At 51.1% G+C, this 26939-nt stretch carries 21 protein-coding genes and 1 tRNA gene; 5 read left to right on the forward strand and 17 right to left on the reverse strand.

Features of this window, described 5'->3' with window-relative positions; all coding sequences use genetic code 11:
• Positions 1 to 59: 59 nt before the first annotated feature.
• The 6 genes from NGM62_RS13880 to NGM62_RS13905 all read right to left on the reverse strand — a co-directional run bounded on the left by NGM62_RS13880 (position 60) and on the right by NGM62_RS13905 (position 7301).
• Entirely contained in the window at positions 60 to 1613 is a 1554-nt protein-coding gene (locus NGM62_RS13880) for a hypothetical protein (RefSeq protein ID WP_262248810.1), read from the reverse strand.
• Between the two features lie 37 nt (positions 1614 to 1650).
• Entirely contained in the window at positions 1651 to 3054 is a 1404-nt protein-coding gene (locus tag NGM62_RS13885; protein WP_262248811.1) for a hypothetical protein, read from the reverse strand.
• A gap of 222 nt (positions 3055 to 3276) precedes the next feature.
• Positions 3277 to 4212 (reverse strand): TonB-dependent receptor domain-containing protein, encoded by a 936-nt coding sequence (locus NGM62_RS13890; RefSeq protein ID WP_262248813.1) that lies wholly within the window; start codon positions 4210 to 4212, stop codon positions 3277 to 3279.
• 12 nt (positions 4213 to 4224) lie between these two features.
• The gene (locus NGM62_RS13895; protein WP_262248814.1) at positions 4225 to 5475 is read right to left on the reverse strand and encodes a hypothetical protein; all 1251 of its coding nucleotides are present in this window, start codon (positions 5473 to 5475) and stop codon (positions 4225 to 4227) included.
• A complete protein-coding gene (locus tag NGM62_RS13900; protein ID WP_262248816.1) occupies positions 5466 to 6128 on the reverse strand; it encodes a carboxypeptidase-like regulatory domain-containing protein in 663 nt (220 codons plus the stop codon). Before NGM62_RS13900 ends, NGM62_RS13895 begins: the two co-directional genes overlap by 10 nt.
• A gap of 978 nt (positions 6129 to 7106) precedes the next feature.
• Positions 7107 to 7301 carry a hypothetical protein gene (locus NGM62_RS13905; protein WP_262248818.1) on the reverse strand — a complete coding sequence of 65 codons (195 nt, stop codon included), beginning with the start codon at positions 7299 to 7301 and terminating at the stop codon, positions 7107 to 7109.
• A gap of 186 nt (positions 7302 to 7487) precedes the next feature.
• Here NGM62_RS13905 and NGM62_RS13910 point away from each other — a divergent pair.
• The 3 genes from NGM62_RS13910 to NGM62_RS13920 all read left to right on the forward strand — a co-directional run bounded on the left by NGM62_RS13910 (position 7488) and on the right by NGM62_RS13920 (position 8219).
• A tRNA-Gly gene (locus NGM62_RS13910) sits at positions 7488 to 7563 on the forward strand.
• Positions 7564 to 7632: 69 nt separating this feature from the next.
• Complete coding sequence (locus NGM62_RS13915) at positions 7633 to 7785, forward strand: hypothetical protein (RefSeq protein ID WP_262248819.1); 153 nt, start codon at positions 7633 to 7635, stop codon at positions 7783 to 7785.
• Complete coding sequence (locus tag NGM62_RS13920; protein WP_262248821.1) at positions 7782 to 8219, forward strand: PIN domain-containing protein; 438 nt, start codon at positions 7782 to 7784, stop codon at positions 8217 to 8219. The genes NGM62_RS13915 and NGM62_RS13920 overlap by 4 nt, the downstream gene beginning before the upstream one ends.
• A 523-nt stretch (positions 8220 to 8742) precedes the next feature.
• Here the strand turns inward: NGM62_RS13920 and sufD are convergent.
• Genes sufD through sufB form a run of 3 tightly spaced genes read right to left on the reverse strand, consistent with a single transcriptional unit; the run spans position 8743 to position 12346 of the window.
• Positions 8743 to 10071 (reverse strand): Fe-S cluster assembly protein SufD, encoded by a 1329-nt coding sequence (gene sufD / locus NGM62_RS13925; protein ID WP_262248823.1) that lies wholly within the window; start codon positions 10069 to 10071, stop codon positions 8743 to 8745.
• A 38-nt stretch (positions 10072 to 10109) separates the two neighbouring features.
• Positions 10110 to 10862: a Fe-S cluster assembly ATPase SufC gene (gene sufC / locus NGM62_RS13930; protein ID WP_315975872.1), complete on the reverse strand. Its 753-nt coding sequence runs from the start codon at positions 10860 to 10862 to the stop codon at positions 10110 to 10112.
• A 32-nt stretch (positions 10863 to 10894) separates the two neighbouring features.
• Positions 10895 to 12346: a Fe-S cluster assembly protein SufB gene (gene sufB / locus NGM62_RS13935; RefSeq protein ID WP_262248824.1), complete on the reverse strand. Its 1452-nt coding sequence runs from the start codon at positions 12344 to 12346 to the stop codon at positions 10895 to 10897.
• Between the two features lie 288 nt (positions 12347 to 12634).
• Between sufB and NGM62_RS13940 the strand changes: the two genes are divergently transcribed.
• A complete protein-coding gene (locus NGM62_RS13940; RefSeq protein WP_262248825.1) occupies positions 12635 to 13105 on the forward strand; it encodes an Lrp/AsnC family transcriptional regulator in 471 nt (156 codons plus the stop codon).
• Between the two features lie 2 nt (positions 13106 to 13107).
• Here NGM62_RS13940 and ung read toward each other — a convergent pair whose 3' ends face one another.
• Positions 13108 to 13779, reverse strand: a complete 672-nt coding sequence (gene ung / locus NGM62_RS13945; RefSeq protein WP_262248827.1) for a uracil-DNA glycosylase — start codon at positions 13777 to 13779, stop codon at positions 13108 to 13110.
• A gap of 120 nt (positions 13780 to 13899) precedes the next feature.
• Here ung and NGM62_RS13950 point away from each other — a divergent pair, with 120 nt between their 5' ends.
• Complete coding sequence (locus NGM62_RS13950; protein WP_262248829.1) at positions 13900 to 14439, forward strand: DUF2892 domain-containing protein; 540 nt, start codon at positions 13900 to 13902, stop codon at positions 14437 to 14439.
• Here the strand turns inward: NGM62_RS13950 and NGM62_RS13955 are convergent, their stop codons facing one another.
• The 7 genes from NGM62_RS13955 to NGM62_RS13985 form a co-directional block, all read right to left on the reverse strand.
• The gene (locus tag NGM62_RS13955; RefSeq protein WP_262248831.1) at positions 14440 to 14931 is read right to left on the reverse strand and encodes a hypothetical protein; all 492 of its coding nucleotides are present in this window, start codon (positions 14929 to 14931) and stop codon (positions 14440 to 14442) included.
• Entirely contained in the window at positions 14928 to 15404 is a 477-nt protein-coding gene (locus tag NGM62_RS13960) for a DUF4293 domain-containing protein (protein WP_262248833.1), read from the reverse strand. Before NGM62_RS13960 ends, NGM62_RS13955 begins: the two co-directional genes overlap by 4 nt.
• 74 nt (positions 15405 to 15478) lie before the next feature.
• Positions 15479 to 17194, reverse strand: a complete 1716-nt coding sequence (locus tag NGM62_RS13965) for a cellulase family glycosylhydrolase (RefSeq protein ID WP_262248835.1) — start codon at positions 17192 to 17194, stop codon at positions 15479 to 15481.
• Positions 17195 to 17209: 15 nt separating this feature from the next.
• Positions 17210 to 17599 carry a hypothetical protein gene (locus NGM62_RS13970; RefSeq protein ID WP_262248836.1) on the reverse strand — a complete coding sequence of 130 codons (390 nt, stop codon included), beginning with the start codon at positions 17597 to 17599 and terminating at the stop codon, positions 17210 to 17212.
• 1692 nt (positions 17600 to 19291) lie between these two features.
• Positions 19292 to 20881, reverse strand: a complete 1590-nt coding sequence (locus NGM62_RS13975; protein ID WP_262248838.1) for a RagB/SusD family nutrient uptake outer membrane protein — start codon at positions 20879 to 20881, stop codon at positions 19292 to 19294.
• Positions 20882 to 20900: 19 nt separating this feature from the next.
• Positions 20901 to 23972 (reverse strand): SusC/RagA family TonB-linked outer membrane protein, encoded by a 3072-nt coding sequence (locus tag NGM62_RS13980; RefSeq protein ID WP_262248839.1) that lies wholly within the window; start codon positions 23970 to 23972, stop codon positions 20901 to 20903.
• A gap of 48 nt (positions 23973 to 24020) precedes the next feature.
• Entirely contained in the window at positions 24021 to 26882 is a 2862-nt protein-coding gene (locus tag NGM62_RS13985) for a glycoside hydrolase family 31 protein (RefSeq protein ID WP_262248841.1), read from the reverse strand.
• Positions 26883 to 26939: the final 57 nt, after the last annotated feature.

Here is a 26939-nt window from a genome sequence, read left to right on the forward strand (position 1 = left end):
GACTTCAAAAAAGAAATATTGGGCTTTTTAAGGGTTGACTAGTTACGCTTCAATCCGTATCAACGGAGGGAACCGTCTGCGTTTTTAACCCATCCGCGGGTCCAGTCGCTTGCTTCATCCTTTACGGCCCCGACGAAAGGTGCACTCGTGAAGAAGCTGCCTAAGCTGGTGGGATCGAACGCACTTGTTTGTGCAGCATCCGGAATAAAGCTGCCCACACCTATTCCGGGAATCGTTACTAAAATCGGCTTATCATCTTCGAACCCGGTTACGTTGTTATGGAAAGGGTTCTGCAGGCTTCCGTCGTCGTCCAGGTAACCCCTAAACGGATTTCCATTATTAGTATCATCCCGGAACGGGTCGGTACGCACGTTAAATACGTAAGAATAGGCGAAAACTGTAGGACCTGTAAGGTCTGTCACCACAACCTGGTCATTCAACCGTACACCCCGGCGACGGAAATCGGCGACAACCGTGTTATAAATTTTCGCTGAGCTGCTCGCGCGGATCCGCATACCGTGCGTGTTAGGCTCATCCACACCCGGGCCAATCAGCGTTAAGTTCGCAATACGGGGCGACGATGTTTCACGGATATCGAACTCGTCCCGCTCATCCCCGCCGACCGCTTCGGGTGAAGCGGTGATAATAGCAAATTGGATATCCCCCGAATACGCGTCGCCGATCCGCACACTGCTGCCTTCAGCATTATCCGTAACTACAATATACTTAAGGTTCGTATTGCCATTGGTAATCATGAGCGACTCTTCCAGTGCCTTAAAAACCTGTACATATTCGATGAGGATATCGGACCCGGCACCATTTAACCTAAAATTGCGATCGCCCCCGTACTCCAAACGCAGGTACTTGATTGATCCCGTGTTGCCACGCAGCGTGAAGGTACCCCAATCGCCCGGGGTTGCATTATCGGTAAGCGATTTCTCTGATGTGATAACAACCGGATTCGTAGCCGACCCGGCGATTTGGATGTCTGCCCCAGCCGTGATGTCAATTGATACTGGATTCTCCGGATCTGCTTTTAAGTAAACGTGCACCCCTTCTTCGATGGTGAGAGATGCCCCATCCTGGAAAACCAGCGTACTGGATAGGTAGTAGTTCCGTCCATTAATAAACTTAATGGATTCACCACCCTCAACCACACCGTCGGCAGGTATTTCCACATCATACAAAGTCTCTCCACCCACGTTGATCTCATCATATGCTACCGTCACCACTGTCAGCGCAATGCGCTCGGATTGGGTGTCTTGCGTATTGACCAAGGCAAACTCATACTCAAATTCCTCACCCTCTGCGGCATCGGAGCCCAGCGTCTGGTTGCTGTAGGTATACGTGGCTGCGGTGCTGTTTAGCGCCACCCTGTCCAACAGGCCGCCACCGAAAAAAACCAGCAATTCCTTGTTGCCTCCGTCAGCTTCCAAATTAAACGTAACGGAAATAGGTTCGCCACGTTTCACATCGATCCGTTCGCCGCCTGCTAAGCTGATTATCGGGTCGGTCAAAATCGGCTTTTCACTATCCTTTTTACAGGAGAGTGTCAAAAACACCACCACCAAAACCCCCACGAGCTTCAGTGCCCTCATTTGGTTTCTTTTCATTGTTTCCATTTTTATGATGAATAAAATTTATACTTAATTACCTGATTGTTCCATCCAGGTTTCTAAACCATGCTCCTGTAGCTGTCCAGTCATTGGTTGCATCTTGTATTGCACCGATGAACGGTGCGCTGTCGAAGAACGCACCCATGGCTGATGGATTGAAGCTGGACGGTTCTGAGTCGATGAAATTAGCCTTCGTGACACCGGACGTGGATGTATTCAGCACGTTGAAGTTGCCACTTTCAAAGAAAAACCATTCGGCGTCTTGCGCGTAGTCCGTCCGGTTGTTATATGACCGTACGTTATCGACTGTCATTTCATTACCCAGCAGTTCCACGGGCAAATCCTCCACCCGAACGCCTTCATCTGGAAATTCGGTTACCAGCATGTTGTATATATGCCCTTTCGAGCCCGTACGCACGCGCACGCCCCGCCGGGTGCCATTGTTTACATTCGGTTCATACCCATTGCCGACTAACGTGATGTTGGCCAGTTTAAACTGTGTAATCGGGGCACGGGAGTAGTTACTGTCGTCATTTCTAAATTCGATAGACCGCGCGATATTCCAGAAGTTGACCGGTACCAGCGTAGCCTGGCGGTTGGTCTGAAAGAGCCAGAACTGCCCGTTCCCTTGCCATCCGCCGTCTGCCCAGATTCCATAACCTCCATGCCCGATACCGGCAATATACTTCAGGTTGACGCGCCCGCCCCTCAGCCGGAAGGATGTGTTATCACCGTTGAACACCTGGACATATTCCACACGGGTGCCGGAGCCCACTCCGTTCATAGTGAGGCCATGTACACCGGTCTCCCCTTTTCCAACGTATTCGATACGCACATAACGGAGGCTCCCGGAGCTCTCACCGCTACGCGTACCGCCGTACCGGTAGCTGCCATCCACCACCACCGCGCCCTGGTTGGTCGGTGCATTGCCATAGATGGTGATGCCGCCCCAATCCTGCGAAGTGGGGGTCTGGCCCAGCAAGACCTTATCGCTCGTAAAGACAATCGGGTTGTCGGCCGTGCCTTCGGCGATGATTTGTGAGCCCCGTGCAATGACAAGCCGTGACATCAAATTATTCTCGTTATAGGTTTTGAAATAGACGGTGGAACCCTCGGCTATCGTCAGGGTACTGTTATTTTCAATTGAAAATGTGCTATCGATGACGTATACCTGATCGGCTTCCATCGTGAAATCACTGTTAACCTTTCCTTTTACCACTTTAACATTGACACCGTTGATGACTTCGTCAATCTCGCTGAATGTACGCCGGACGACCAGTCTCAATTGATGTGTTGCTTTTACCCCGTCGTTGTCGTAAAGCTCGAATGTAAAAATGGTCTCGGTACCAACCCGCGGCCTCCTCAGGCACGGTGTATTCAAAATTGAAGGTAGCTGAAATGGCTTCTTCGTAGGGGGTTCTTTGAAGCGTCGCCCCATCTTTTAAGACCACAAACTCACGGATGCCTCGTGCAGCCTGGAGTGAAAAATCGAGAAAAACGTCATTACCAGGTTCCTGCACAATTTCAAATGCGTCTTCTTGGCCTACCAACAAAGTCGGGGGCGACAATTCGAATGCTTTTTCGCGTTCACATGATAGGAGTACAACCGGTATCAATAGTATATATATCCAATTTCGTTTCATTATCATTTGCATATCAGTCAGAGCCTAAAACCTAATCCTACCCGCGTCCACCAGCCGTAATAAGAGATACGGCTTATCCGCTGGCGTTCCCCTTGGTAACGTATACTTGGCGCATTGGTGATATTGACCCATTCGCCAAAAACCCGCCATCGTTTATTAATGTTATAGGATGCGTTGACATCGACGTGGAACCGGTGTTCTTGATAAATATCATCTTGCGCACTAGAGGCCAGCGAACTGGCAAAAGTCCCGTTGTAGTTGCCCATAATCCGGGCGGAAAAACCGCGGTAATCAAGCGCCAAGGAGGCATTGAAAGTATGCGGTGCCTGTCCCGGCAAAGAAATCCCCGTACGATCGTTCGTAAACGCGTCCGAATAAGCGAAGGTGTAATTGAAGTCGGCATTCAAGTATTTGAAAAAGCCCGGCAAGAAATCAAGCGATCTTACTGCATTGACTTCAACCCCCATCACCCGCGCTTTCTCACCATTCTGCTCCTGCCGGAAAATGAATCCAGCCGTGCCGGGGTATCCGGGAAAATCGGTAGCCAACGAGGGGTCGATACGTGAAAACTGGAACTTATCAATGTCTTTGAAATATGCGCCCACCGAGAGAATGCCGACGTTAGCGAAATACTTCTCGAACATGAGATCGAAGTTCCATGCCCTAGCGGGTGCGAGGTCGGGATTGCCGAGCCGTAACGTGACGGCGTCACTATCGTAATTGACAAACGGAACGATATCGGCGAAGTTCGGCCTCGCATAATTCATCAACACCGAAAACCGGAAAGCCGTATAATTATCCAAACTATACTTCATGTGCAAATGCGGCATCAGGAACCCGTATTCATTGCCGCCTGAAATAGGGGTACCCCGCACGTCTGTACCCACCCGGAATACTTCGAATGCATCGTAGCGGACGTCGTTGTATTCGTAACGCACTCCTGCCAGAACCATCAATTTGTTCAGTTATGCCCGCCCCAGGAAATAGCCCGAATAAATATCCTCGGCAGCATCGTAGGTATCGTTAAGGGATATCCTCCTCGAATCCCATGCGTCATCGGTTTCGGTAAGCAGCAGCGCGATATCATCAATGTATCCCTGAAACTCCGATCTCCCGATCAGCGGACCGAACCGGTAGTCCGACTGGAGGAAACTGATCGGTTCCGTTTGGGACAACACGCGCAAAAACGATTCGTTTCTATTGATGAGGTTGTTCGGATCGTTGAACCCGAGCACTTGGTTTTTTCGATATTTTGAATTCGTCTGCGACCTCACCTTTCCGCCGAACTTCACATGGGCGGGGTAATTGCCGAATATATTCAGAAAGCGGGTTATATCGATCCGGCCTACGAGGTTCGTAGCCTCGGTGGTCTCATAATCTTCTTCATACCGTCTGAATTCCCGGTAGAAAAAAGGGTCGTACATACTTTGTTCGAACGATGCCGGCCGGAACCGGGGGACGTCTGCGTACATTCCACCCGGATTATCTGCAACGATGGTGGTTCCGCCTGAACTTGTGTTGGTGGCGAAGTCACCCCTGTCGGACGTGAACAGCCGATCGGATAGCACGTAGTTTACCGACCAATCAACCTTCCACACATCGAGTGTATGGTAACCCTGCAAACCAAAACTGTGGTTGGTCTTCAGTTCGTCCCAGATATTGATGTCACGCCGCACACGGCCGTTTTCAATCGAATCCAATGCATGGAATTGGCCGTTATTCATATCAAACCGCAAACGATTTCTCAAGTCATTATCTTCCCGCCGGTTATACATATAGTTGAATACGAGCTCGTGGTTTTCGTTGAACCGATAGTCGACCGTTGCGGTGGCACCTATCCGCTCCCGTACGTTTTTCGCATGGCGATACTGGTAATTATCCATCACGATGGTGCTTTCGTTCCCTAGACTAGCAACGGGCCTGGGAATCCCCTGCCACACGGCATCAATACGATCCTCGGCGTTATCGGTACTGTAGTAACTCCCGCTGAGAATCAGCCCTAACTTGCCCATCGGGTTGCGATTGTCTGTAAAAAAACGCTTGTCCAACCTCAGCTTTCCTATCCCATTCGCTGCACCCGAGATATCGTTATACCCCAACGAACTTTCGATGCGGACACCAAGCTCCGGCCTTCTAGCCACAGGCGTTTTCAAATTGATGACCCCACCGATTGCGTCCCCGTCCATATCGGGTGTGGGTGCTTTGGTTATCTCCATGCTACGCTACCGAGCTGATCGGCGGGGATTAAATCTAGCGCTTCATTCCGTGCGCCGCTTTGCTGCACACTCGGGATTTGTTCGCCATTGATCTGTATGGTGGTAAAATGCTGCGGGGTACCGCGTATCGATACCGTAGATCCCTCGCCTTTGTCGCGCTGGATATTAACACCAGGCACACGCTGCATCGCTTCAGCGACATTGAGGTCCGGGAACCTCCCAATAAGGTCTGCTGAAATGATGTTCTTGATGTTATCGGCCATGCGCTGTTGGTTGAGTGCACGCTGCTGGCCCTCAAGCGATCCGCGGACCTGCACCACGTCTAATGTAGTCACATCTGCGCCTAACTCGATTGTACCCAGATCGACATCTTGATTCCCAATATCCACGTTGATCCGTTTCGGCTCAAATCCCATGAAGTTTATCACTACCACTTGGGCGCCTCGTTGGCCGACACGTAACGTGAATGCACCGTCGTCATCGGTTGCGGTACCCGCAATTTCGCCCATGATGGATACGGAGGCGCCCGGTAACGGCCCATGCGTTGTTCCGTCGATAACCCTCCCGCGAATGGCTAGTCCTTGCGCAAACCCAAACTGGGCCGAGGTAATTAGTAATAAGAAACAAAAAGGGAAAATCCTAAGCATCGTCATTTAAATTCTGTTTTTAATTTCCTATGTCAGAGAATGAGAACAAGTACCAGTAGGAAAATCAGAAATAGCAGTCCGAAGATTATTTCGCGGAGCTGATATATCCGAAGTTTCCTTTCCTTGGATTTGTTGTTTGGCCTCATTTTACTTGGGTGGAATTACGGTTTATATTTACTTCTTTCTTTATATGGTCACCGGAATAGCAAAGTTGTAGAAAGAGGTGCAAAAATGTTAGAAGGAATGTTTCAAAAAGTAGGTAATTTGGTTACAAAATGGGGTTACCGGCATAAAATGGACGAAAACTCGTCTAAAAAGACGTTTTGTATCAATGCGCTCTTGCCAACCTATGAGTGAAGGGGAACTAGGTGGCGTGGGCGCTGGCTATGCCCGGCAGTATCGTGTCGGAGGCGATTGATGGGATGAATTGCGCAGATGCGCTAACGGTCTGAAACCACGCGGTCGGAGGCGATGATTACTTGTTCACTCTGAAACCACGGAAATTTTCTGCCTTTCTTTGGCATTGCTAACCTTCAACCGTGTTTGCTTTTTTTTGTTTGCAAATAGTTGCTGATGGCTGCTGCTTCGGCAGCGGTTAGTGGCTCCTGACCACCTATAAAGTCCACATTAAGTTCCTTCTTCGCGCTTCTCATCTTATCTGAACGATTTAAAACACCTGTCAATCAACTTCGTTGCTGCCTTCGTTTCTATAATCATCACTCTGCCACCGAAATGGAATGCGCCAAGCGATTCCTCATAGTGGCTAAATTAACTGCGTTTTCGAAACGAAGGATACATTCCCTTCGAATCCGCGTTGGAAAGACAGCCTGCAAGCAAAAGCAACCAGATTACCCGGTACACCGGCATTTATTTTTACCTTTATTAAATCCGGCACTTTCTACCAAATGCATATACACATAGTCCGTTTTAATCTCTAAGCTAACCAATCCTTGAACAACCGAACTGTTATTCGGAATAGTTAGTTTATAAACCTCTCTCAGGCTGCTTTAGTTCGAACTTCCAATCAAATAACCATCCATTAGCCTTATTTACGCGTTTTAAGTCAGCCGTAGTTGCTAATGATATTTCCGTTTCAAAACTATCGCCGGTAATCACATTTTCAATAGAATTTGTCAATTTATCAATGATAAAATCAAGTTCTATTGTCTTTTCACGCATACCTTATCAAATACCAGGTAAATTTAAATATACGAATAATGGCTCAAGGAAACAAGAGGAGGTCGGGATATTCTTAGTCAACCCGGATAAGCTTTACCGGATCGGCCAATTGCAATGGAGATACCACACTCTCAGCAAAGTAATTTGTGAAAATTCACGGATTGCATTACATTTGTACCAACCAAAGCGAGAGTAGCTCAGTTGGTAGAGCATCAGCTTCCCAAGCTGAGGGTCGCGAGTTCGAACCTCGTCTTTCGCTCCATTTTTATCCTCACAGTACGCGAGGATTTGTATAGGGAAGACTAAGTACCTTTGTATAAAGGAATGTGTTATGAATACAGAGCAAAAAAAGGTCAAAAAGAAAACAGAGCAAAAAGTCCCCGCTAAATCGAGAAAGGAAATCAATAAAGCGATTTTGGAACTATCGAAAAAGGCTAATAGAAATATGACCAAGCGGATGTTTAAAGATTTGATTGATGCATGATTGTTATTACGGACAGTAATATCATTTTCAGTGCGTTGATAACCCCTAATGGAACGGTGGCGCAAATCTTAAAAGCAAAGAGCAGGTTACATTTTTTTGCGCCGAGTTATCTGTTTGAAGAAGTGAACAGACACTTGGCTAAAATAGAAGAATTATCCCCACTTAACAGAAGACAGCTAAAGGCTGAAATAAAAGCTTTTAAGGAAACTATCACGATAATAGAAACCAAAGACATTCCAAAAAAATATTATCTCGAAGCCTATGAGATTGTAATCGACATAGACTTCGATGACATTTTTTTCGTAGCATTGAACCGATATACACATTACAAAATTTGGACACTCGACACCCAACTTAGAAAAGGGTTAGAGAAAAAAGGTTATAACATCTGTATAACTACAACGGAGATTAAGAAAAGTCTATATAAAAAATAATCCCCTCGTTCATTAGTGGCTTGCGAAATCCCACCGCTCTTGCCCGTGGCTGTTCTCGCTTGGGGTATTTACGGTGAACTTCTTTCGTGTCATGCGAGGCTTTTCCTTTCTTTCGCCAGCCAATAAAATTTGTAGTCGATTGCTTCTTTTTGTTGGTTTAAATCCTTATCTTTATACTAATCACCGAGCAAACTATATGTGAGAAAAAAGGTGAGCGGTTCTTCAAAAGGATTTTTAACCGATTGATTTAAAGATGTTTGCGGAGGCATGAAATCTTCTTACCTCCCCTAATAGCAACAAGCTACAAACCAAACCCCTAGCGAATGAAAAGAACAGCGATATCCTATTCAACTGGATAATCATTATTCTTATTATTGTGTCATCAATCCTTTTTCTCACAACAATTTACTCACAAATATTTATGTGACAAAAAGTCCTTGTTAACTTACTTGTGTATCGCTGTACAAGCAGGATAGTTACGACAAAACCAATACCATTCCGCCCGGTGAACGAAACAAACGTTTTACTGCAGCCCTTCTTCCGCCAGATGCTCCACATATTGGCGCACGGTATCGTTGGCAAAGCGGCTGGTCACATCAAATGCAAACGCATGGATCAACAGTATCCGGGCTTGCGCCTCACTGATACCCCTGGCCCTAAGGTAAAATAAGGCCTCATTGTCAAACTGGCCGATGGTACATCCGTGGCTGCATTTTACGTCGTCAGCGAAAATCTCCAGTTGCGGTTTGGTGTACACTGCCGATTTCTCACCGATGAGCATGTTGTTATTCTGCTGGAATGCATTGGTTTTCTGTGCATCAAGGCGTACGAATATCTTGCCATTGAATACCGCCGTCGATGTATCTTGGGTAATATTTTTATACCACTCGTAGCTCTCGCAGTTCGGCTTCATGTGATCCACAATTGTGTGGTTATCCACCAACTGGCTGCCCGCGGTAAGGGCAATACCGTATAGGTGGCTCTCTACCTCGCTGTCGCCCAACCGCACATTGATGTTATTACGCACAAAGGCGGCTCCTGGAAACGAGCAATTATAATTGTTATAAAGGCTGTGTTTTTCCTGGTGTATCTCGGTATGGTTCAAGTAATTGCTTTGCTCACCCGCAACCTGCAGGTAATAATGCTGCAGTTTCGCATTTTCACGTACCATGATCTCGGTAACGTGGTTGCTCAAGCTCCGCTCGGCAGCATCGTCCGTTACGAAAGACTCAATGATCTCCGCTTCGGCAAATGCGCCCATCACATAGAGATTACGCGTTTGACTGAAAAATGGATTAGCAGACGCCGCCACGTGGATGATATGGATAGGCTTTTGCAGCTGAGTGTTCTTACCTACCTCAATAAACAAGCCCGAGGTGAATGACGCCGTATTCAATGCCACAAATGGATTATCCGTTTTATCGGCATAGGCCGTAAAATACTTGGCGAAACAGAGCCGCTCGAAAGCCTGTTCTATGGGCATGATCTGCAGGCCCGGGATTTCCTCGTCGGAAGACAGCTCGCTGCTGTACTGCCCGTTCACCATCACCACACGGTAGGCGTCAAGGTCGGGAATACGTGCCTTCTCCCACGCTGCCCCACCAGAAATGGGCTCGGCCTCCAGTGCATAAGGCTGGTTGACCAGCGGCTGTATGTTGGTATATTTCCAGTCTTCGTTTTTTACAGTAGGGAAACCGGCCGCTTTAAAGCGCTCCAGTGCTTGCTTACGGATTTCATCCAGCGACCCCGTGGTACCGGACGACAGGCGCTCGCCAGCTGTTTTAATCAATTGGGTATATAGTGAATCACTCGTTTGTGTAATCATGGTATCTGCAGCCACTTCATCCAACATAGCCTCTCCTTCCTTTCTAATTCATTAAAAACCGTTGCCTAGGCATCAACTGTTTCCTTAATCCAGTCGTACCCCTTTTCTTCCAATTCCAATGCGAGTTCTTTCGTTCCCGAGCGGACAATACGCCCGTTATACAGGACGTGCACAAAGTCGGGCACAATGTATTCCAGCAACCGCTGGTAGTGGGTAATGACAACGAACGCATTGTTTTCGGTGCGCAGCTGGTTTACGCCATTTGCGACAATTCGGAGGGCATCGATATCCAGCCCTGAGTCCGTTTCATCCAGGATACCCAGCTTCGGTTCCAGCATAGCCAATTGGAAAATCTCATTACGCTTCTTCTCGCCCCCGGAAAAACCTTCATTCAAGGAGCGGTTGGCCAGTTTGGCATCAAACTCTACCAGCTTTTGCTTTTCTTTCACCCTATTCAAGAATTCCCGTGCTTCCAATGGTGGCAGCCCTTTATAGGCACGGATTTCATTGAGCGCCGTTTTCAGGAAGTTGATGTTGGATACCCCTGGTATCTCCACGGGATATTGGAATGCTAAAAACACCCCCTCACGGGCGCGGTCCTCGGGCGAAAGCTCCAGGAGGTCCTTCCCGTCCAGCAGCACTTCCCCCTCGGTTACCTCATAATCCTCCCGGCCGGCCAATACATTGCCAAGGGTGCTCTTGCCGGAGCCGTTAGGCCCCATAATGGCATGTACTTCGCCTGCCTTCACTTCGAGGTCCAGGCCTTTTAATATCGCTTTATCTTCTACTGATGCGTGTAAATTCCTAATACTTAACATGATAATCTCACTACTCTTCTTTTATTAAATTGCTAGCCTACACTTCCTTCAAGCGATATGGCCAATAGCTTCTGTGCCTCTACGGCAAATTCCATGGGCAGCTGGTTCAGCACCTCTTTGGCATACCCATTCACAATCAACCCTACCGCCTTTTCCGGATCGATGCCCCGCTGGGTAAGGTAAAATAGCTGGTCTTCACCGATTTTCGACGTAGTAGCCTCGTGCTCCAATGTGGCTGTTTTATTGCGGTTTTCGATATAAGGGAAGGTATGGGCCCCGCAGCGGTCGCCGATCAACAGCGAGTCGCATTGGGTAAAGTTACGGGAATTGTCGGCGCCGGGGCCGATTTTCACCAAACCGCGGTAGCTGTTTTGGCTCACACCCGCCGAGATACCCTTGGATATGATTTTACTACGGGTGTTCTTGCCCAAGTGGATCATTTTGGTGCCTGTATCGGCAACCTGCTGGTTGCGGGTAAGCGCTACCGAATAAAACTCCCCTACGGAATGGTCACCCTTCAGGATAACACCGGGATACTTCCACGTGATTGCCGATCCGGTTTCGACCTGTGTCCAGGAAATTTTACTGTGGTCGCCTTTACATATACCGCGCTTGGTCACAAAGTTATAGATGCCCCCGTTTCCGTCCTTATCGCCGGGATACCAGTTCTGCACCGTCGAATACTTGATTTCCGCATCCTTATGCGCTATCAACTCCACGACTGCCGCGTGCATCTGGTTTTCGTCGCGCTTCGGGGCAGTACACCCTTCGAGGTAGCTCACATAAGCCCCCTCATCGGCAATGATCAACGTGCGTTCAAACTGCCCGGTATTCTCCGCATTGATACGGAAATAGGTGGAAAGTTCCATGGGGCAGCGCACGCCCTTGGGGATATAAACGAATGATCCGTCTGAGAACACTGCGGAATTAAGTGCGGCATATACGTTGTCCGTTTGTGGCACCACCGTACCGAGATACTGCTTCACCAGCTCGGGATGCTCCTGGACAGCCTCACCAAAGGATGAGAAAATAATCCCCTGCTCTTTAAGCTTCTCCCGGAATGTTGTCTTTACCGATACACTGTCGAATACCGCATCCACGGCAACCACACCGGCCAATACTTTCTGTTCATCCAAGGGGATACCAAGCTTCTCAAAGGTCGAGAGCAACTCGGGATCCACTTCATCCAAGCTGTTAAGTTTGGGCTTCGCCTTGGGTGCAGCATAATATGAAATATCCTGGAAGTCTACCTCCGGGGTTTCAAAGTTCTGCCAGGTCGGCATCTCCATCTGCAAAAAATGCCTCAGTGCTTTCAGCCGCCATTCCAGCAGCCATTCCGGCTCATTCTTCTTGGCCGAAATCAGCCGCACTGTGTCCTCATTTAGCCCCTTGGGGGCGATATCCATTTCGATATCTGTGGAAAACCCGTATTTATATTCTTCGAGCGCAAGCTCTTTCAATAACGCGTCATCTTTTGTGCTCATAACTCCTCCACAACGTGATCAATTAAGCAGCTAGGCAACCGCCTTGCTTTTCTGTGTCGCAAAGTTACGATTAATGCAGCAATAAACCTCGCCCATTGACCCAACATTTCGGGGAATACCCGCGCTTTTCCTATTTTTTACAAATCAGTGATAATGAACGTGATTCAACCAAAGCACCACGGAATCTTCGTTTCCAGACAAACTATATGGAAAATAAATCGTACCATTGCCAAATATAATTTGGCAAACGCTTTGCGCCAGTACAGTTATTATCCAAATCGTTGAGATATGCCTTTTCAACCCGACAAAACGGATTTTAAAATCCTGAAACTCCTACAGGAAAACGGCCGGATTACCAATCTCCAGCTGGCATCCAGCATCGGCCTCTCGCCTGCTCCGACGTTAGAGCGCGTACGGAAGTTAGAAAATTCCGGATACATCAAGAGCTACCACGCCTTCGTAGACGAAGAGAAGCTCGGTTTGGGCATCAAGTCGTTCATCCAGATATCGCTTGATTTCCATACGCATAATGCCATCCCCGAATTTGTCGAGGCCGTAAAGAACATCAAAGAGGTGACGGAGTGCCACCACGTAACGGGCCAGTGTGATTTCATGCTAAAGGTATACGTGAAAGACATCAAGGCATACGAGGCGGTCATCATGGAAAAAATCAGTAAAATCCCCTACGTGAAGACGTTCCAGACGATGATGATCATGTCTACCAGCAAGAAAGAGCCCATCGTCCCGATGGAATACTGAAATCACACCTGCCAGTCAATGGGCTTGTGCCCCCGCTGTTCCAAGAAGCTATTCGTTTTGGAAAAGTGTTTGCAGCCAAAGAAGCCATGGTACGCTGAAAATGGTGATGGATGCGCGGCCGTTAGAACGTGGTGTCTGCGGCAATCGATAAGCGCTGCCTTATTCTTGGCATACCGCCCCCATAATAGAAACACAATCCCCTCGCGGCGGACCGATAACTCCGCGATGGCCCTATCGGTAAATTCCTCCCATCCTTTTCCTTGATGCGAGCCCGCCGTGTGTGCCCTTACCGTGAGCGTGGCGTTAAGCAACAACACCCCTTGGTCGGCCCATGCAGTAAGATCCCCATGGCCCGGCACCCGGAATCCGGGGATATCGGTACTCAATTCCTGGTACATGTTACGCAATGACGGCGGTATGGCCACGCCCGGTGGCACGGAAAAAGATAATCCGTGGGCCTGCCCTACATTATGGTAGGGGTCCTGTCCGAGTATCACCACGTTCACGTCGCCGAACGGCGTGTGATTAAATGCTTTGAAGATGAGGTTTCCCGGTGGATAAACCGTATGCTCACGTTTTTCAGCTACTAAGAACTGTTTAAGCTGCTGCATGTAGGGTTTTCCAAATTCGACGCCCAGCACCTCATTCCATCCCGGTTCCAATTGTACGCTCATGAGAAGCAAAAATACACTTTATTGTAAAATGTCCCACCACCTAGTTGATAAAGCGCTGAAATAAACGGATATTTGCGTTAAGTTTTTAATAAAGAAGTTTGTCAACTAATATAGCGGCACATGTCTAATCTCGTTCGGATTGTCCTTTCTTCCCTCTTGCTGGTCGCCACAGTGGCCTTGTTTGTCTACGGCGAATGGGGATGGGGTATTTTAGGTATCCTGATAACCATAATCGCCTTTGTTACTGTCTTTTTCAATGAGAATATGCTTGTTGCCCAGTTTTACCTGCGCAAGGAGAACATGGTAAAAGCTGCAGGCTGGCTGGGCCGCATCAAAAACTACGAAAAGCAGCTTATCCGTGCACAGCATGGTTACTACCACCTGTTGCTGGGGTTGATGGAGTCGCAGAAATCGCCTATGCAATCGGAGAAATTTTTCAAGAAAGCACTGTCATTGGGGCTGCATATGGGCCACAATGTGGCTCTTGCCAAGTTAAGCCTGGCCGGCATCGCGATGGCCAAACGCAATAAACGGGAGGCAACCAAATACCTCCAGGAAGCGAAAAGAGCCGATAAAAACAAGCTTCTGGCCGACCAGATTAAAATGATGAAAGACCAGATGGGCATGCTGGACAGGCAACAGCAAATCCGGTACCGCTAGCTATTCGGCTGCCGGAGCCAGGAGGTATGCCTCCAAGAACCGTCCTTCATCTTTACGATCTTCGAAGACCACCTTCACCATGTGTATGGCCTTAGCCTGCGGTGAGATGCCCTGTGCTGTAATAGTCAGCTCCACGGGGGCGCTGGGTTGCAGAAGGTAGTGTAGATAGTTCTGGCGGTCTTCAAACCGCATCAACACGCGGCCCATCGTAAGGGCTGAGAAATAATAGGCATTCCGCTGGTCGTCCACCAACTGTGTGCCGCACACATTCACCTTCAGCTCGCGCGAGCGCTCCGAAAGGCAAGTTAGGGTAAGGGTAACCGAAGCGGTATTAGTGGCCGAATCGATGGTATAGGCTATGGCTTCAAAACGGATGTCGTCCATGATCAGCACACTGGAATCCTGCTCAGCCGGCACACCCTTAAGCGGCGCGGAAACGGCTACAGACACCGAAAGCAGCGCCAAAGCAATGAACAAACCTATTTTCTTCATCCCCTCAACCGGTCTGCGGATTTAATTAATTTCTCATCCTTGCGGATGCCCCCTATGGCCATGCACAGGAAAATGATGCTGACCGGTAAAAGGAAAAGGCCTACACCCATATTCCGTGCAGAGAGGGCTTGCCCCTCCGCCGTGAGTGTAGCACTAGCCGAGCCATACAGCCAGATACCGAAAAGCAACAGCAGGATGATTTCAAGTGCTATCAACCACAACTGCTGTTTGCGCTGCCGGAATTTAAATATGATGTATAACGGGAATAGCCCTAGTAATACCGTGGCAATGGTCTGGAGCACAAAAAACTCGGTGCGCACTGCCTGCCCTTCCAAACCCTGGTAAGCCCCAGTCACTTTCAGCGCCCTGCCTATACCATCCAAATCGGCATATTGCAGATAAGGAAAGAGGAAAAGGGCAAATATAGTGGCCGAAGCCAAGAACAACCAAACACTCTGGATACGTTGAATCATACGTGCAATTGCTAAAATAACAACGCAAACTTAGGCATTGTTGTTTTTAAAAACAACGCCTAAGTTTGCGTGCCTTATGGTATTGCAGTGATAATGGCTTCGATGGCATCGGTGTGCACGGGCGTAGCGGCAGCACGGTCAAACAGGCCGGACCCCAGGTTCCCCGTATGCCCATTGTCCCAATAGAACGGCACCACACCGTTTTCATAGGCTGCCGCAGTAACATAATGGAGGTAATGGTTGCGGGATGCGATGTGGTCAGCAAGTCCAACCGCGAGGCCTGAGCGCAGCATTGCCGCATACTCTCCTAAAATAACCGGGATGCCCCGATCTACAAAGTGCGTTTTCATCTTGCCGAACGCTTGGTCCACCCACTCCTCCTGCCCCCAGCTGGAGGCATTCGGCTGTCCGGCGTATGCTTCCCCCCATAGGTATTTGTCGCTCTTATCATCAAGTGTGAAGTCATAGGGATCGTAGTAATGTACTTCCACCATCATTCGGTTGGGCACCGGGTCGGTTGGTATCTTTAAGTGCGTTACAGCGTGGTCGATATTTGTGTTGTAAGATTGCACCACCAAGTTACGCCAGGCATTCTTCCCTCCGGTAGCCCGCACCGCATTTACAAAGGTCTGGTTGTAGGCGTTTTGCACGGCGAGGTGCTCTGCCGTGGGGGTACCGTAGTCGGCGTGGACCTCATTCGTGCCGGCAAACAGTAAATGTTCATCATAATCCCGGAAATAGACGGCTATTTGCTGCCACAGCGCACTGAACTTGGCGGTAACTGCCTCCTGGTGAGCATATAGGGGATGCTCCTCCAGCCAGCCACCGTCCCAATGTGTATTAAGGATGACATACATATCATTTGCCACGCAGTAATCGACTACCTCCTTCACCCGCGCCAGCCATGAGTCGCTTACCCGGAAGGTCTCCTGGTCTTCCATGTAGCCGCTCCAGGCACAGGGGATACGTACCGCATTGAAACCTGCACCTTTCACGGCGTTAATCAGCACCTGGGTTGTCCGGGGGTTACCCCAAAGGGTCTCGCCGGCCACAAAGGGGCTGCTGGCGGCCTCCAGGGCATTCCCCAGGTTCCATCCTATTCGGAGCTGCCCTGCAAGTGCCGGCGCATCACGGTCCATACCGGCCTTGTCGGCATCCTGTACGGCAGGCTGGCCGGCCTGCCGTATAGTGACCTTCTGGGTAATGCCTGCCAAAACAAACACCACAGTGCCTTCACGTGCGAGCACATTACCATTAGTCCCTACGCGGAACGTTTCGACACGCTCCTGGCCCGGCTGCACTGTTCCTGTGGTGGTCCGCTCTATCCATGTGGGTAGTGCCGAGACCTCATACGCTCCCGAGGCGCTGACGGTGAGGGTAAAGTCGCCACCAGCTACATCAACGTCGACTTCACTATCCGAAATGTCTAGCACATCGGCGCCTTCCTGAACAATGGTAATTTCCCTAACAAGGCTTCCGGCCACTACCGAAACGGTCGTACTGCGTGCCCCTGCTGCAGTATGCGGCGTCACCGTTATCGTGATAACAGATACGCTTCCACTGCCCGATGCAGGGGAAACGGCACACCATGACTCGGCACTCGATGCGGTCCATGCCCGATTGGCGGTTATACGCACCTCTTTGGTCCCCCCGTCATTCGTGGCCGTCCACTCGTCTATCGATAGGGCCAGTGTCGGCTCAGGTTCCAACGGATCTTTCACACACGAAAGATGTGCTGCCACGAGGGCCGCCACTAACAAGAACATCCAATAATAGTGTGTCTTCTCCATCCGTATTATCCCTACTTAATCGGCCAAAACATAATGGAAAACCAGCACCTCATCATTATTGTCACCTTGGGTCTTAGCTTGGGAGACCCTGCCCAGCCAGAATCCCTGCGCATCGATATTGCCGAGGTTGGAGCCACCGTGGGAAACAAAATACCAGTCGTTGGTAGAGCCTGTAACCGACTTGTCGTTGGTAGAGCCTACCCATTCGGCAGCCGTGCCGCTATAATCAACCAGCGGGATACCTATATTCAGGATGTTTCCTTCAGTATCTATCGAGACATCTCCGGTGGCACTATAAGGCTGGCCCGCCTTGGTCTGCTTCAGTTCCACCTGGAGCTGGTCGCCGGTCACGAAGAACCGTAGCGTGGCACTTTCGGCAACTGCCCTGACATTGGCATCCCACACCCAGCTGTTGCTGGTGAAATCATCACCGAAGGTACTTGCCGACGTCCAACCACCCGAAAATGCCGGGGGGAAGCCGACCCAGTCGACAAACCAGTTGGCATCGGGCTTAAATGTCTTGCCCACCAGCGCCGACTTCCATGCCGCCAATGGATCGGCGGTACCCGACGATGCCGCCGGCACAAAGTGGTAGGCGGCATATTCTGNAATGTCTTGCCCACCAGCGCCGACTTCCATGCCGCCAATGGATCGGCGGTACCCGACGATGCCGCCGGCACAAAGTGGTAGGCGGCATATTCTGCTTTATCGCTGGCGCGCTGGCCGAGCCACATGCCCGAAATGTTGCCCAAGGCGTCGGTTTCGGTCCGGATCAGCCGCAAGCTGTTCTCTGCTGTGGTGGCCAAGCTAACCCACCCTGAAATGGCAAATGATATGGCGCGGTCGAAAATGATATTGTTTTTCTCATCAACGGAATAGCTCCCGTTGATGGCTGTTCCCGTCGCATCGGTAAAGGTATAATCGCCTGCGTTGTCGCTTGTTTTCGTCAACGTCAGCGATACGTTACTGATCATCGCCTCATCATACGGCGCCCAGCCTGTGGCTAGGTAGTCTCCCGGGGCCTGCCAGCGGTTGAGGAACTCACCGGCGAGGTCTGTCCAGTCATAGGGATTTATCAACGACAGTGTCCAGCGCTTGGTCGTGCTGGTAGATGTCGTCAGGTCGTCGTTGGCATTCCCTTCGTACGGCGGCTCGGGGTCGGGCTGCTCGCCGGGCACCCAATTATCGGAGTACGTTTTAGTCACGTAATTGTACACCAACAGGCAGGGGCCTTCGTTAGGGTCGTTGTCGCGCAGCACCGCAAGCTGCATGGCGTCTTCGGTAAGCGAGAGCAGTTTGATTTCGCCCCACTTGGTCACTACGGCATCACGTCCCGCATCGTGCAGCGGCGTGGCATCGGTGATGGTAAGAGTCTTGTTGGCTATGTCGAGCGCATATGTGCCCTGTTCGGTGCCTCTGGCAGAGACCATAGGGTGTTCCACCTTCACGAAGGGCCCACCCTTCAGGTTAAACGTCATCGTTCCATAGTCGCCATAGTCCATAAGCCACGTATTGCCCGCATAGTCGGGGTTCCAGTTCCAGCAGTCGTCGCCGTAACATCCCGTTTCTCCACCGTCCCAAGCTCCGCCTTCGCCGAGCCAACCGTTGGTGGTACCGTAAAAATAGAGCGGCCCGAGGAAATACTTGGCATCGATGTCGAGCACCCAGGTTTTCTCTTCGCCCGGCCCTCCAGACAGCGCTATCCAAAGCGGATCGTTCACGTAATTGAGGTTATCGTCCGTTACGGTTATCGTCACGGGGTCCATCTCCACTACACCGCCGGCAGTCATCGCCGAAAACTTAATGGTATATTCCCCTTTGAAGGCAAACTGTATCGTGTCACGAGCGCGGTTGGAGCGCCCGGTGCCATAATCCCACATAGACACCGTTCCCGGCGTATTGTTGATCAGTATAACAGTATTCCCGCCGGGGTCGGTAGCTAAGTCTTGTACTACGTCGAACTGAACCTCGGACTTGTCCAAAAGTCGCCCCAGTTCGGCATCCAACTTCTGGCAACTTGCTGTGACCACCAGGAGCACCGCTAGTTGCATGATGGCTATTATCAATCTTTTCATGTTTCAAATTAGTTATGTCCAACTACCATCCCTTATTTTGCACCAAAGTACCATTCGATAGGGTAATCTGGGTGTAGGGTATTTGCTGGAGGCCTTCTGTTCCTATGATATTCGATGCGGCAATCACCTTATCGGTGGCTGCACCCGCATTTTGCACTACCGTGGTTTCGGCAATGGCCGCCGCCGCGGCGTCTACGCCCTGCCGTAGAAGGTCCCAATACCGGATACCCTCGAAAGCAAACTCCAATCGGCGCTCACGCTGCAGGTTTTCAGTACTTACGGTAAGTGCGGAGAAATTTGTGCCATAGGCACGTTGCCGCACGGCATCAAAGTATTGCTGCGCATTGGCACTCCCCAATTCGGCTGCCATCAGCAATACATCTGCGTACCGGATAGCTACGTAATCTTGGTACTGGCCGATCATGAAGTTGGTAGCCCCCTGGTTCACCGGCAAGCTGTTGCCCGCTTCATCTACCATAGGCGAATACTTCTTGACATAGTACCCAGTATATTCGCGTTGGCGGCTCTGATTGGTGAAGTTGATACCTTCATCGGCTATGGAGATGATCGACGCTCCCCTGCGTGTGTCGTTGTCGTTATAGGCCCCCCACAACTTGGGGTTTACCGTAGCTCCGCCCCACCCATTGCCGTAGGGATAACTCCATTGTTCGCGCATGCCGTACATGACCATCCAGTGGTTACCATCGGTATTACCATCGTAATCGCTCGTATAGGTGTACTTGACTGCGAAAATGGTTTCTTCGTTGTCTTCTCCCGCGTAGTTTGCAACCGACGCTGCGGGCCATAGTGAAGCAAAGTCTGCCACCAACCCATGGCCGCTGCTGGCGATGACCTCTTCCAACCCTGCCAGTGCTTCGGCTTTGGTAACCACTCCCACCAAGTCGGCTTTGCCGTAGTAACCGGTATAATATAGGTATACCCGGGCTAGCATCGATTGGGCTGCCCATTTGGTGGCCCGCCCCGCGTCGGGGTTGTTGGCCACGTAGGCCACAGCTGGTAGGTTAGCTGCGGCATATTCCAGATCGGCGGCGATGACGGCATATACCTCGTCGGGATGTGCTTGCGGGATGTTATCCGCAGATGGCTCCGTGAGCAGCGGGATATTACCCCACAGCCGTACCATATCGAAATAGAGGTATGCGCGCAGGAAGCGTGTTTCCCCTTCGTATACCGCACGCAGGGCAGGCTCGTTGCTCCAATCGATTTCATCGAGCTTGCTCAGCAGCATATTGGCGCGGTAAATAGCACGGTAGTAGGCTTCCCAATTGCCGCCAAACAGGTTCTGATCGGATGGTGACCGGCCGCGGTCGAACTCGTCAATCATCTGGTAGCCGAACCCATCGGAAGCACCTGTACCGCCGAAGCAGTTGTCAGAAAAAATTTCCGCAGCAACCGGGAGGGCCACGCCTTCGGCCCAAATGGTCTGCAATCCATCATAAACCCCTACCAACGCCCGATAGGCGTCTTCCGGGGTTCGGTAAAAGCTTTGCTCGGTCACGTTGGTTACATCTTCCACATTCAGGAAACCCTTGGTGCAGCCTCCTGTAACCAGTATCGCGGCAAGCGCTGTATATTTTATCAGTGTTTTCATGTTCATAACTGTTATCGGATTAAAACGAGATGTTGGCCCCTACCATAAACGTACGTGGGCGCGGGTAGTAACCAAGGTCGACCCCCGAGGAGAACCCTTCGCCATAACCCACCTCGGGATCCATTCCATTATATGAAGTGAAGGTATACAGGTTGAGCGCTGACGCATAAACACGCACCTTACTGAGGTAAGGTTGTTTCAACACCTGTCCCAGGTCGTAACCGATGGTGACATTGTTGATGCGCATGAAATCGCCTCTATGGATGTATAAATCTGAGAACTGTGTCCAGTTACGTCCGTCTTCGGTAACGCGGGGTATGGTATTGGATGAGCCCGGCCCGTGCCATCGGTCGAGGATGGCCGACGAGTAGTTGGCTTTCGGGTTTGCATGGTTCCGCCACGATTGCACCAGCTCATTTCCGGCTACACCGGATGCTAGGAGCGAGAAATCGAAACCGCGGTATGCCAACGACAGGTTTATCCCGAAAGTATAATCGGGATTCGGGTTGCCCACCATCGTCCGGTCCAGGTCGTTGATCACCCCGTCATCGTTTAGGTCCACATACCGCACATCACCGGGCTGTGCACTGGGTTGTATAAGCTGTCCGCCCGATGCGCGGTGGGCATCCACCTCTGCCTCTGATTGAAAAATACCTGCGGTTTCCAATCCCCAGAAATAACCGATCGGGAAACCATCCTGCGCGCGGTAGAACTCCAGGGAGTTATCAAACAGGGAGTTTGTGTTACCATGTATAATACCATCTGACGTAGGTATCCGGCCCACTTTGTTTTTGTTATAAGCGCCATTCAGCCCGATGGAATAGCTAACTTCACCAATGCGGTCCTGGAACGACAATGCGAGTTCAATGCCGGTATTCTGCACATCACCGCCATTGATGAATGGAGCTTCCGCTCCCGCCGTTGCCAGGATGGGGGCCCGTATAAGCCAGTCTTTTGTGTTCTTGGTGTACCAATCGAACGCCACATCCAAGCGGTTGCCGAGGAAGCGGGCATCAAAGCCTAGGTTGGTTTGCTCCGATGTTTCCCATTGGAGCTGCTCATTACCCAACCTACTCGGATGCGCCCCGGGTGTGAGCACACCCTCTTCTGGGCCAAAGCTATAGTTGATTCCGAAGCTCACGGGCGCGAGGTATTGGAAGCCCGAGACATTTTGGTTCCCTACTTGCCCCCAGCTCGCGCGCAGTTTGAAGAAATCGAGCCAAGCCTCCGTACCGGCAAGGAATGCTTCGTTGGTGGCAATCCAGCCGACCGACACCGAGGGGAAATAACCCCATTGGTGACCCGGCGCAAACTTCGAAGAGCCGTCAGCGCGGAAGGTGGCGTTGAGCATGTAGGTTTCCTTGAAGTTGTAATTGAGCCGTCCGAAATACGACATCCGGCGCTCCGGTTCGCCCGGCGCACCACCGATGGTGATGTTGGTGCCGTCGGTATTGGTTGCATTGTTTAACCACGCATAGCCTAGCCCGCTGATGATGAGGTCGCGATTGCCACCCCAAATCCCCGAACTGTCAAACTTATAAGCCGATGTGCCCGCCATCACCGTAAACTGGTGGCCGTTCTCCACATCAAAATCGTAGGTAAGGAAATTCTCCCACATGAGGGACCTGCCTTTGCCCATCGACTGGTTTACACGGGTAAAATCGTTGAATGAGTAGACCGAAAGGCGGTATATCGGCTGGAACGAACGGCCTTCATTGGCATAATAGTCCAGGCCCACCATCGTCTTAAAAGTTAGCCCCTCCAGCGGTTCGACGGTCAAGTAAACGTCACCCAGCAGTTTCTGGTCGTTATTGCGGTTCTGGTTATTGAGCACCATGGTGGCGTAGGGGTTGGCTTCACCGTTGTTCCAAGTGGAATTGCTGTTGTCGAAGAAGTTACCTGCCTCGTCATATATAGGCACAAATGGGCTGGTATTGAATGCCCCGCGCAACGTGTTATTGTATTGACCACCCACACCGATACCGTTGTTGTTGGTATACGTATAAGTAAGGTGCTGTCCAAAGGTAATAATGTCTTTATAGAGTTTATGCTCGGAGTTGAACCGGAAGTTGTAGCGTTCGTAAAACGAAGAGCTTTTACCCCCTACGACGCCTTCTTGAGAGGTATAGGCGGCAGACGACGAATACACAGACTGTTCGGTACCGCCCGATATGCCCAGTGTATAGTTTTGTGTCAGTGCGTTGTCGACAAACATCTCATCGATCCAATTGGTGCCCTGGCCCATGGCGCCCACCTCCTCATTCGTAAAATAAGGGAGATTACCCGAGTTGATGCGGGCCTCATTCATGATGGCTGCATACTCGGCGGCATTGAGCAGGCGGGCTTTGGAGGCCACCTGCTGGCTCCCCGCGTATCCATCAAAGGTAATACGTGCCCGCCCCGCCTTGCCCGACTTGGTGGTGATCAACACAACACCATTAGCAGACTGCGACCCATATATCGCTGCTGAGGCTGCGTCTTTCAGGATGTCGATCGATTCGATATCCGCCGGATTGAGATAGCCGATGCTGCCGGTCTGTACACCATCCACAATATATAGCGGCCCGGCATTGCCGATGGTGCCGAGCCCGCGCACGATGACATTAAGGCCCGACCCGGGCTGGCCCGACGTTGTGGTGATCTGTACCCCCGGTGCCTGCCCCTGGAGGGCTTGCAGCACGTTGGTTTGGCTTTGGGCCAGTAGGTCGTCGCCGCTTACTTGCAGGTTGGCCCCAGTGACAAGCTTCTTCTTCTGCACGCCGTAGCCCACTACAACGACCTCTTCAAGGTCAGAGATGGTAGAAATCAACCGTACGGTAACACCATCCTGTGCTGCTACTTCCTGCGTGGCATAGCCCATGTAAGAGACCACGAGTGAGCCCCCCGCCGGTGCCGCGATGGTAAACCGGCCGAGCTCATTGGTTACCGCGGCGGCCGTTCCTCCTTTTTCCGTTACACTGGCCCCGGCAATGGGGCTGCCATCGTCGGCCGACACCACCGTACCGCTAAGGGATTGGGCGAATGCCGTGGCACCTATCACACACAGGAGCGTAACAAGCCATAGCCTTCTGTTGAGTTGTTTTTTTATCATTTTTGTCAGTTTATTATATGGATTACTAATTGTTGGTATTACACTCGCTTACTCCACCGCGATGCGCATCGCTTTCCCCCGGTAGCTGATATTTTTAGACTGCCAGGGGAGTCCGTCGTAGCCCTGCGGATTATCGGGATTGATATAGACCACCTTGAACGTACGGTTTTTCAGCATCCCGGCAAACGACCCGTTCCGATCGCCGATTTGCAGCGTTTTTCCCGCATCGTCGTATGTAAACGTGATGGTACTGTATTCGCCCTTTTCATAGTTGTAGTTAGTACCTTCATCCTCATATAGCGTGAATGAAGCGTCCTTACCCGCATAAACCAGCAGGGTAATCTCCTTAGCCGGCTTCTCATCGGTATATTGCAGTTCGGGGCCAAGGGGGATGATGCTACCTGCTTTGACGAAGAGCGGTATCCGTTCGTATGGCGCCGCAGCATCCAGCGATTGACCTCCGGTATGGAATGTGCCGTTGTAAAAGTTATACCAGCCATTGCCCGTGGGCAGGTAGACGCTGCGCGAGGTCACCCCTTCACGGGTGACCGGATTGACCAACAACGACGGCCCTAAAAGGAACTGGTCGCCAATATTGAAGACGCGGCTATCGTTTGCGAAATCCATAGCCAGCCCCCGGATCATGGTATAGTTGGTTAAGTAGGTTTCACCCGCCAGCGAATAATTGTAGGGCAGCATCCGGTAATGCAGGTTGATGTAGTAAACCATGCTACTGTAGGCAGGATGCCCTTCGGGAGCGATACTAAACGGCTCGCGGAAGGGGAATTGCCCGTGTGCCCGGAATATGGGGAGAAATGCGCCAAACTGGTACCAGCGGGTGTTGAGCTCACGCCACTCGGCCAGGTCACGGGCCTCCGGCTGATGGAAACGGCGCTCCACCAGGAACCCGCCCACGTCCATGGTCCAATAGGGTGTCCCCGACATGGAGAAATTGATGCCGGCGGCGATCTGGTCGCTCATATCGTGCCACCGCGACGAGATGTCGCCGCTCCAAGCGGCAGCAGCGTAGCGCTGTTGCCCTGCAAAATAGGAGCGGGTGAGGATAAACACCCGGTTGTTAGGATCGGTATGCCGCTGGCCTTCGTAGATACCACGTGCATTTTCCAACGGAAAGGCATTGTAATACCGCACCGAGGAGCCAATAGCCGGCTGCATCACGGATTTGCGTGCTTCAATGTTGATATTGGAGTGGACATCGGGCTCGCTGGCATCCATCCACCAAGCATCGATTCCTTTTTTATACAATTTCTCATTCATCAGTTCCCAGAACCCGGCACGGGCTTCCGCATTGAATGGGTCGTAAAACGTCGAAGTATACCCTTTACCGATCCAGTCCTTACGTCCATCGTAGATATTCCGCATATACAGCCAGCCATTGTCGCGGAAACGGGCATAGACGCTGGATTCCTCGTTGATCTTCGGCCATACTGATATCATCAATCTGAAGTGGTTGTCGTGCAGCCGTTTTACCATCCCGTCGGGGTCGGGGAACCGGGCCGGGTCGAAGTTATGGCTCCCCCAGTCGTGCTCGCGCCAATAAGACCAGTCCTGCACCAGGTTGTCTATCGGTATGCGGCGTTTGCGGAATTCGGCAGCTACCGCCTCGAGCTCCTGCTGTGTCTTGTACCGCTCGCGGCTTTGCCAGAAGCCGAATGACCACCGCGGCATGATCGGTGCCCGGCCTGTGAGGTGACGGTACCCGCCGATTACGTCGTCCATATCGTCACCTGCGATGAAGTAGTAGTCCACGCCCGCGCCGGCCTCTGAGTCGAAGGAGAACGTACCCCTGTCGCCCTCCGGTATAGGGGTCTGCCATGTGATGCCCAAGTATGATTGTCCACCATCGGGCAGCCATTCAATCCGGACCGGATAGCGCTTGCCCTGCTCCATGTCGATATCAACCTCAAAAGACCCGGCGTTCCACGATTCGCGCCAGCGGTCTTCCTTGAGCTCCCCGGCTATCCATACCTTTATATAGCCAGAGTACCTGAAATGCAACCGGTGCAAGCCGCTATATGGTGATTCCACCTGCCCGTTATACTCCACGAGGCTATTGGCCAGGTCGATACCCTCGGGGAACTTGGGCTGGTCGCTCAAGTACAAATACGATATCTCCGATTCCGGCCGCCGTGCCCATACCGCTTCGGGGTTAGCTTTATCACGGTAGGTGGCCGTAAGCCAGCCTTGCTGCCCATCCTCGGAAAAAAGCCGTAATGCCGAAAGCGGCAGAAGCGGGCGGATGTCTCCAGCCTTCGTAATGGAGTAGTTGTGCCACAGCACGCCATAGTTCTTGGTAGAAAGCAGGAAAGGCACGCCCGTCATCGTATTGTATTGCAATAACGTTACCTGCCTACCCTGGTAGTTCATCACGCCATTCTGGTGTTGTCCGAGGCCGTATAGTCCTTCGTTTTCCGTTACCACGAACTGCTGGCGGACACGGTAAAACGTATCGCCGTTATAGGCACCAGGTTCAAAGGTTGCCGCATCGCGCTTCCGTTCGCCAAGCAGCCGGTTGCCCGCTTTATCGCGGAAATCAACCGCTCCGGTGAGCAGGGAAATACGTGCGGCTATGTCGGCGGTCGACACGTTGAGCGTGTCGCCCACCTCGTCGCACGTCCAGGGGCCGGCAGTACGCCGCAGCGAGTCTACGATAGTTAATGGCTCGCTGGGTAGCACCCCACTCCCCAGGGGTGTGGCCCGCACATGGATAATGTTGTCTGCAATGATATCGAGCTCCAACCGTTGGCTTATCGCAGTCGGCACATCTCGGTAAATCACCGTTATCCCATGGTCGGTGCGGTTTACCGTAACCCCCGGTGGGGCTGCCATCGTTGGCACAATAAACGCTAGACTTGCAATAATAGTTGCGGCAAAAACGACAAACTTCATGATCATACTAAAAATGACGGCTCGCACCGGTTTAACATTTGGCTATCATAATATAGC

The sequence above is a fragment of the Parapedobacter soli genome (genome assembly GCF_025460835.1).
GTDB classification, from domain to species: domain Bacteria; phylum Bacteroidota; class Bacteroidia; order Sphingobacteriales; family Sphingobacteriaceae; genus Parapedobacter; species Parapedobacter soli.

Bases quoted from the DNA above. Each gene is read 5' to 3' on its own strand.
- NGM62_RS13880 (WP_262248810.1), bottom strand. From the start codon at position 1,613: ATGAAAAGAAACCAAATGAGGGCACTGAAGCTCGTGGGGGTTTTGGTG.
- NGM62_RS13885 (WP_262248811.1), bottom strand. From the start codon at position 3,054: ATGGGGCGACGCTTCAAAGAACCCCCTACGAAGAAGCCATTTCAGCTA.
- NGM62_RS13890 (WP_262248813.1), bottom strand. From the start codon at position 4,212: ATGGTTCTGGCAGGAGTGCGTTACGAATACAACGACGTCCGCTACGAT.
- NGM62_RS13895 (WP_262248814.1), bottom strand. From the start codon at position 5,475: ATGGAGATAACCAAAGCACCCACACCCGATATGGACGGGGACGCAATC.
- NGM62_RS13900 (WP_262248816.1), bottom strand. From the start codon at position 6,128: ATGACGATGCTTAGGATTTTCCCTTTTTGTTTCTTATTACTAATTACC.
- NGM62_RS13905 (WP_262248818.1), bottom strand. From the start codon at position 7,301: ATGCGTGAAAAGACAATAGAACTTGATTTTATCATTGATAAATTGACA.
- NGM62_RS13915 (WP_262248819.1), top strand. From the start codon at position 7,633: ATGAATACAGAGCAAAAAAAGGTCAAAAAGAAAACAGAGCAAAAAGTC.
- NGM62_RS13920 (WP_262248821.1), top strand. From the start codon at position 7,782: ATGATTGTTATTACGGACAGTAATATCATTTTCAGTGCGTTGATAACC.
- sufD (WP_262248823.1), bottom strand. From the start codon at position 10,071: ATGTTGGATGAAGTGGCTGCAGATACCATGATTACACAAACGAGTGAT.
- sufC (WP_315975872.1), bottom strand. From the start codon at position 10,862: ATGTTAAGTATTAGGAATTTACACGCATCAGTAGAAGATAAAGCGATA.
- sufB (WP_262248824.1), bottom strand. From the start codon at position 12,346: ATGAGCACAAAAGATGACGCGTTATTGAAAGAGCTTGCGCTCGAAGAA.
- NGM62_RS13940 (WP_262248825.1), top strand. From the start codon at position 12,635: ATGCCTTTTCAACCCGACAAAACGGATTTTAAAATCCTGAAACTCCTA.
- ung (WP_262248827.1), bottom strand. From the start codon at position 13,779: ATGAGCGTACAATTGGAACCGGGATGGAATGAGGTGCTGGGCGTCGAA.
- NGM62_RS13950 (WP_262248829.1), top strand. From the start codon at position 13,900: ATGTCTAATCTCGTTCGGATTGTCCTTTCTTCCCTCTTGCTGGTCGCC.
- NGM62_RS13955 (WP_262248831.1), bottom strand. From the start codon at position 14,931: ATGAAGAAAATAGGTTTGTTCATTGCTTTGGCGCTGCTTTCGGTGTCT.
- NGM62_RS13960 (WP_262248833.1), bottom strand. From the start codon at position 15,404: ATGATTCAACGTATCCAGAGTGTTTGGTTGTTCTTGGCTTCGGCCACT.
- NGM62_RS13965 (WP_262248835.1), bottom strand. From the start codon at position 17,194: ATGGAGAAGACACACTATTATTGGATGTTCTTGTTAGTGGCGGCCCTC.
- NGM62_RS13975 (WP_262248838.1), bottom strand. From the start codon at position 20,881: ATGAAAACACTGATAAAATATACAGCGCTTGCCGCGATACTGGTTACA.
- NGM62_RS13980 (WP_262248839.1), bottom strand. From the start codon at position 23,972: ATGATAAAAAAACAACTCAACAGAAGGCTATGGCTTGTTACGCTCCTG.
- NGM62_RS13985 (WP_262248841.1), bottom strand. From the start codon at position 26,882: ATGAAGTTTGTCGTTTTTGCCGCAACTATTATTGCAAGTCTAGCGTTT.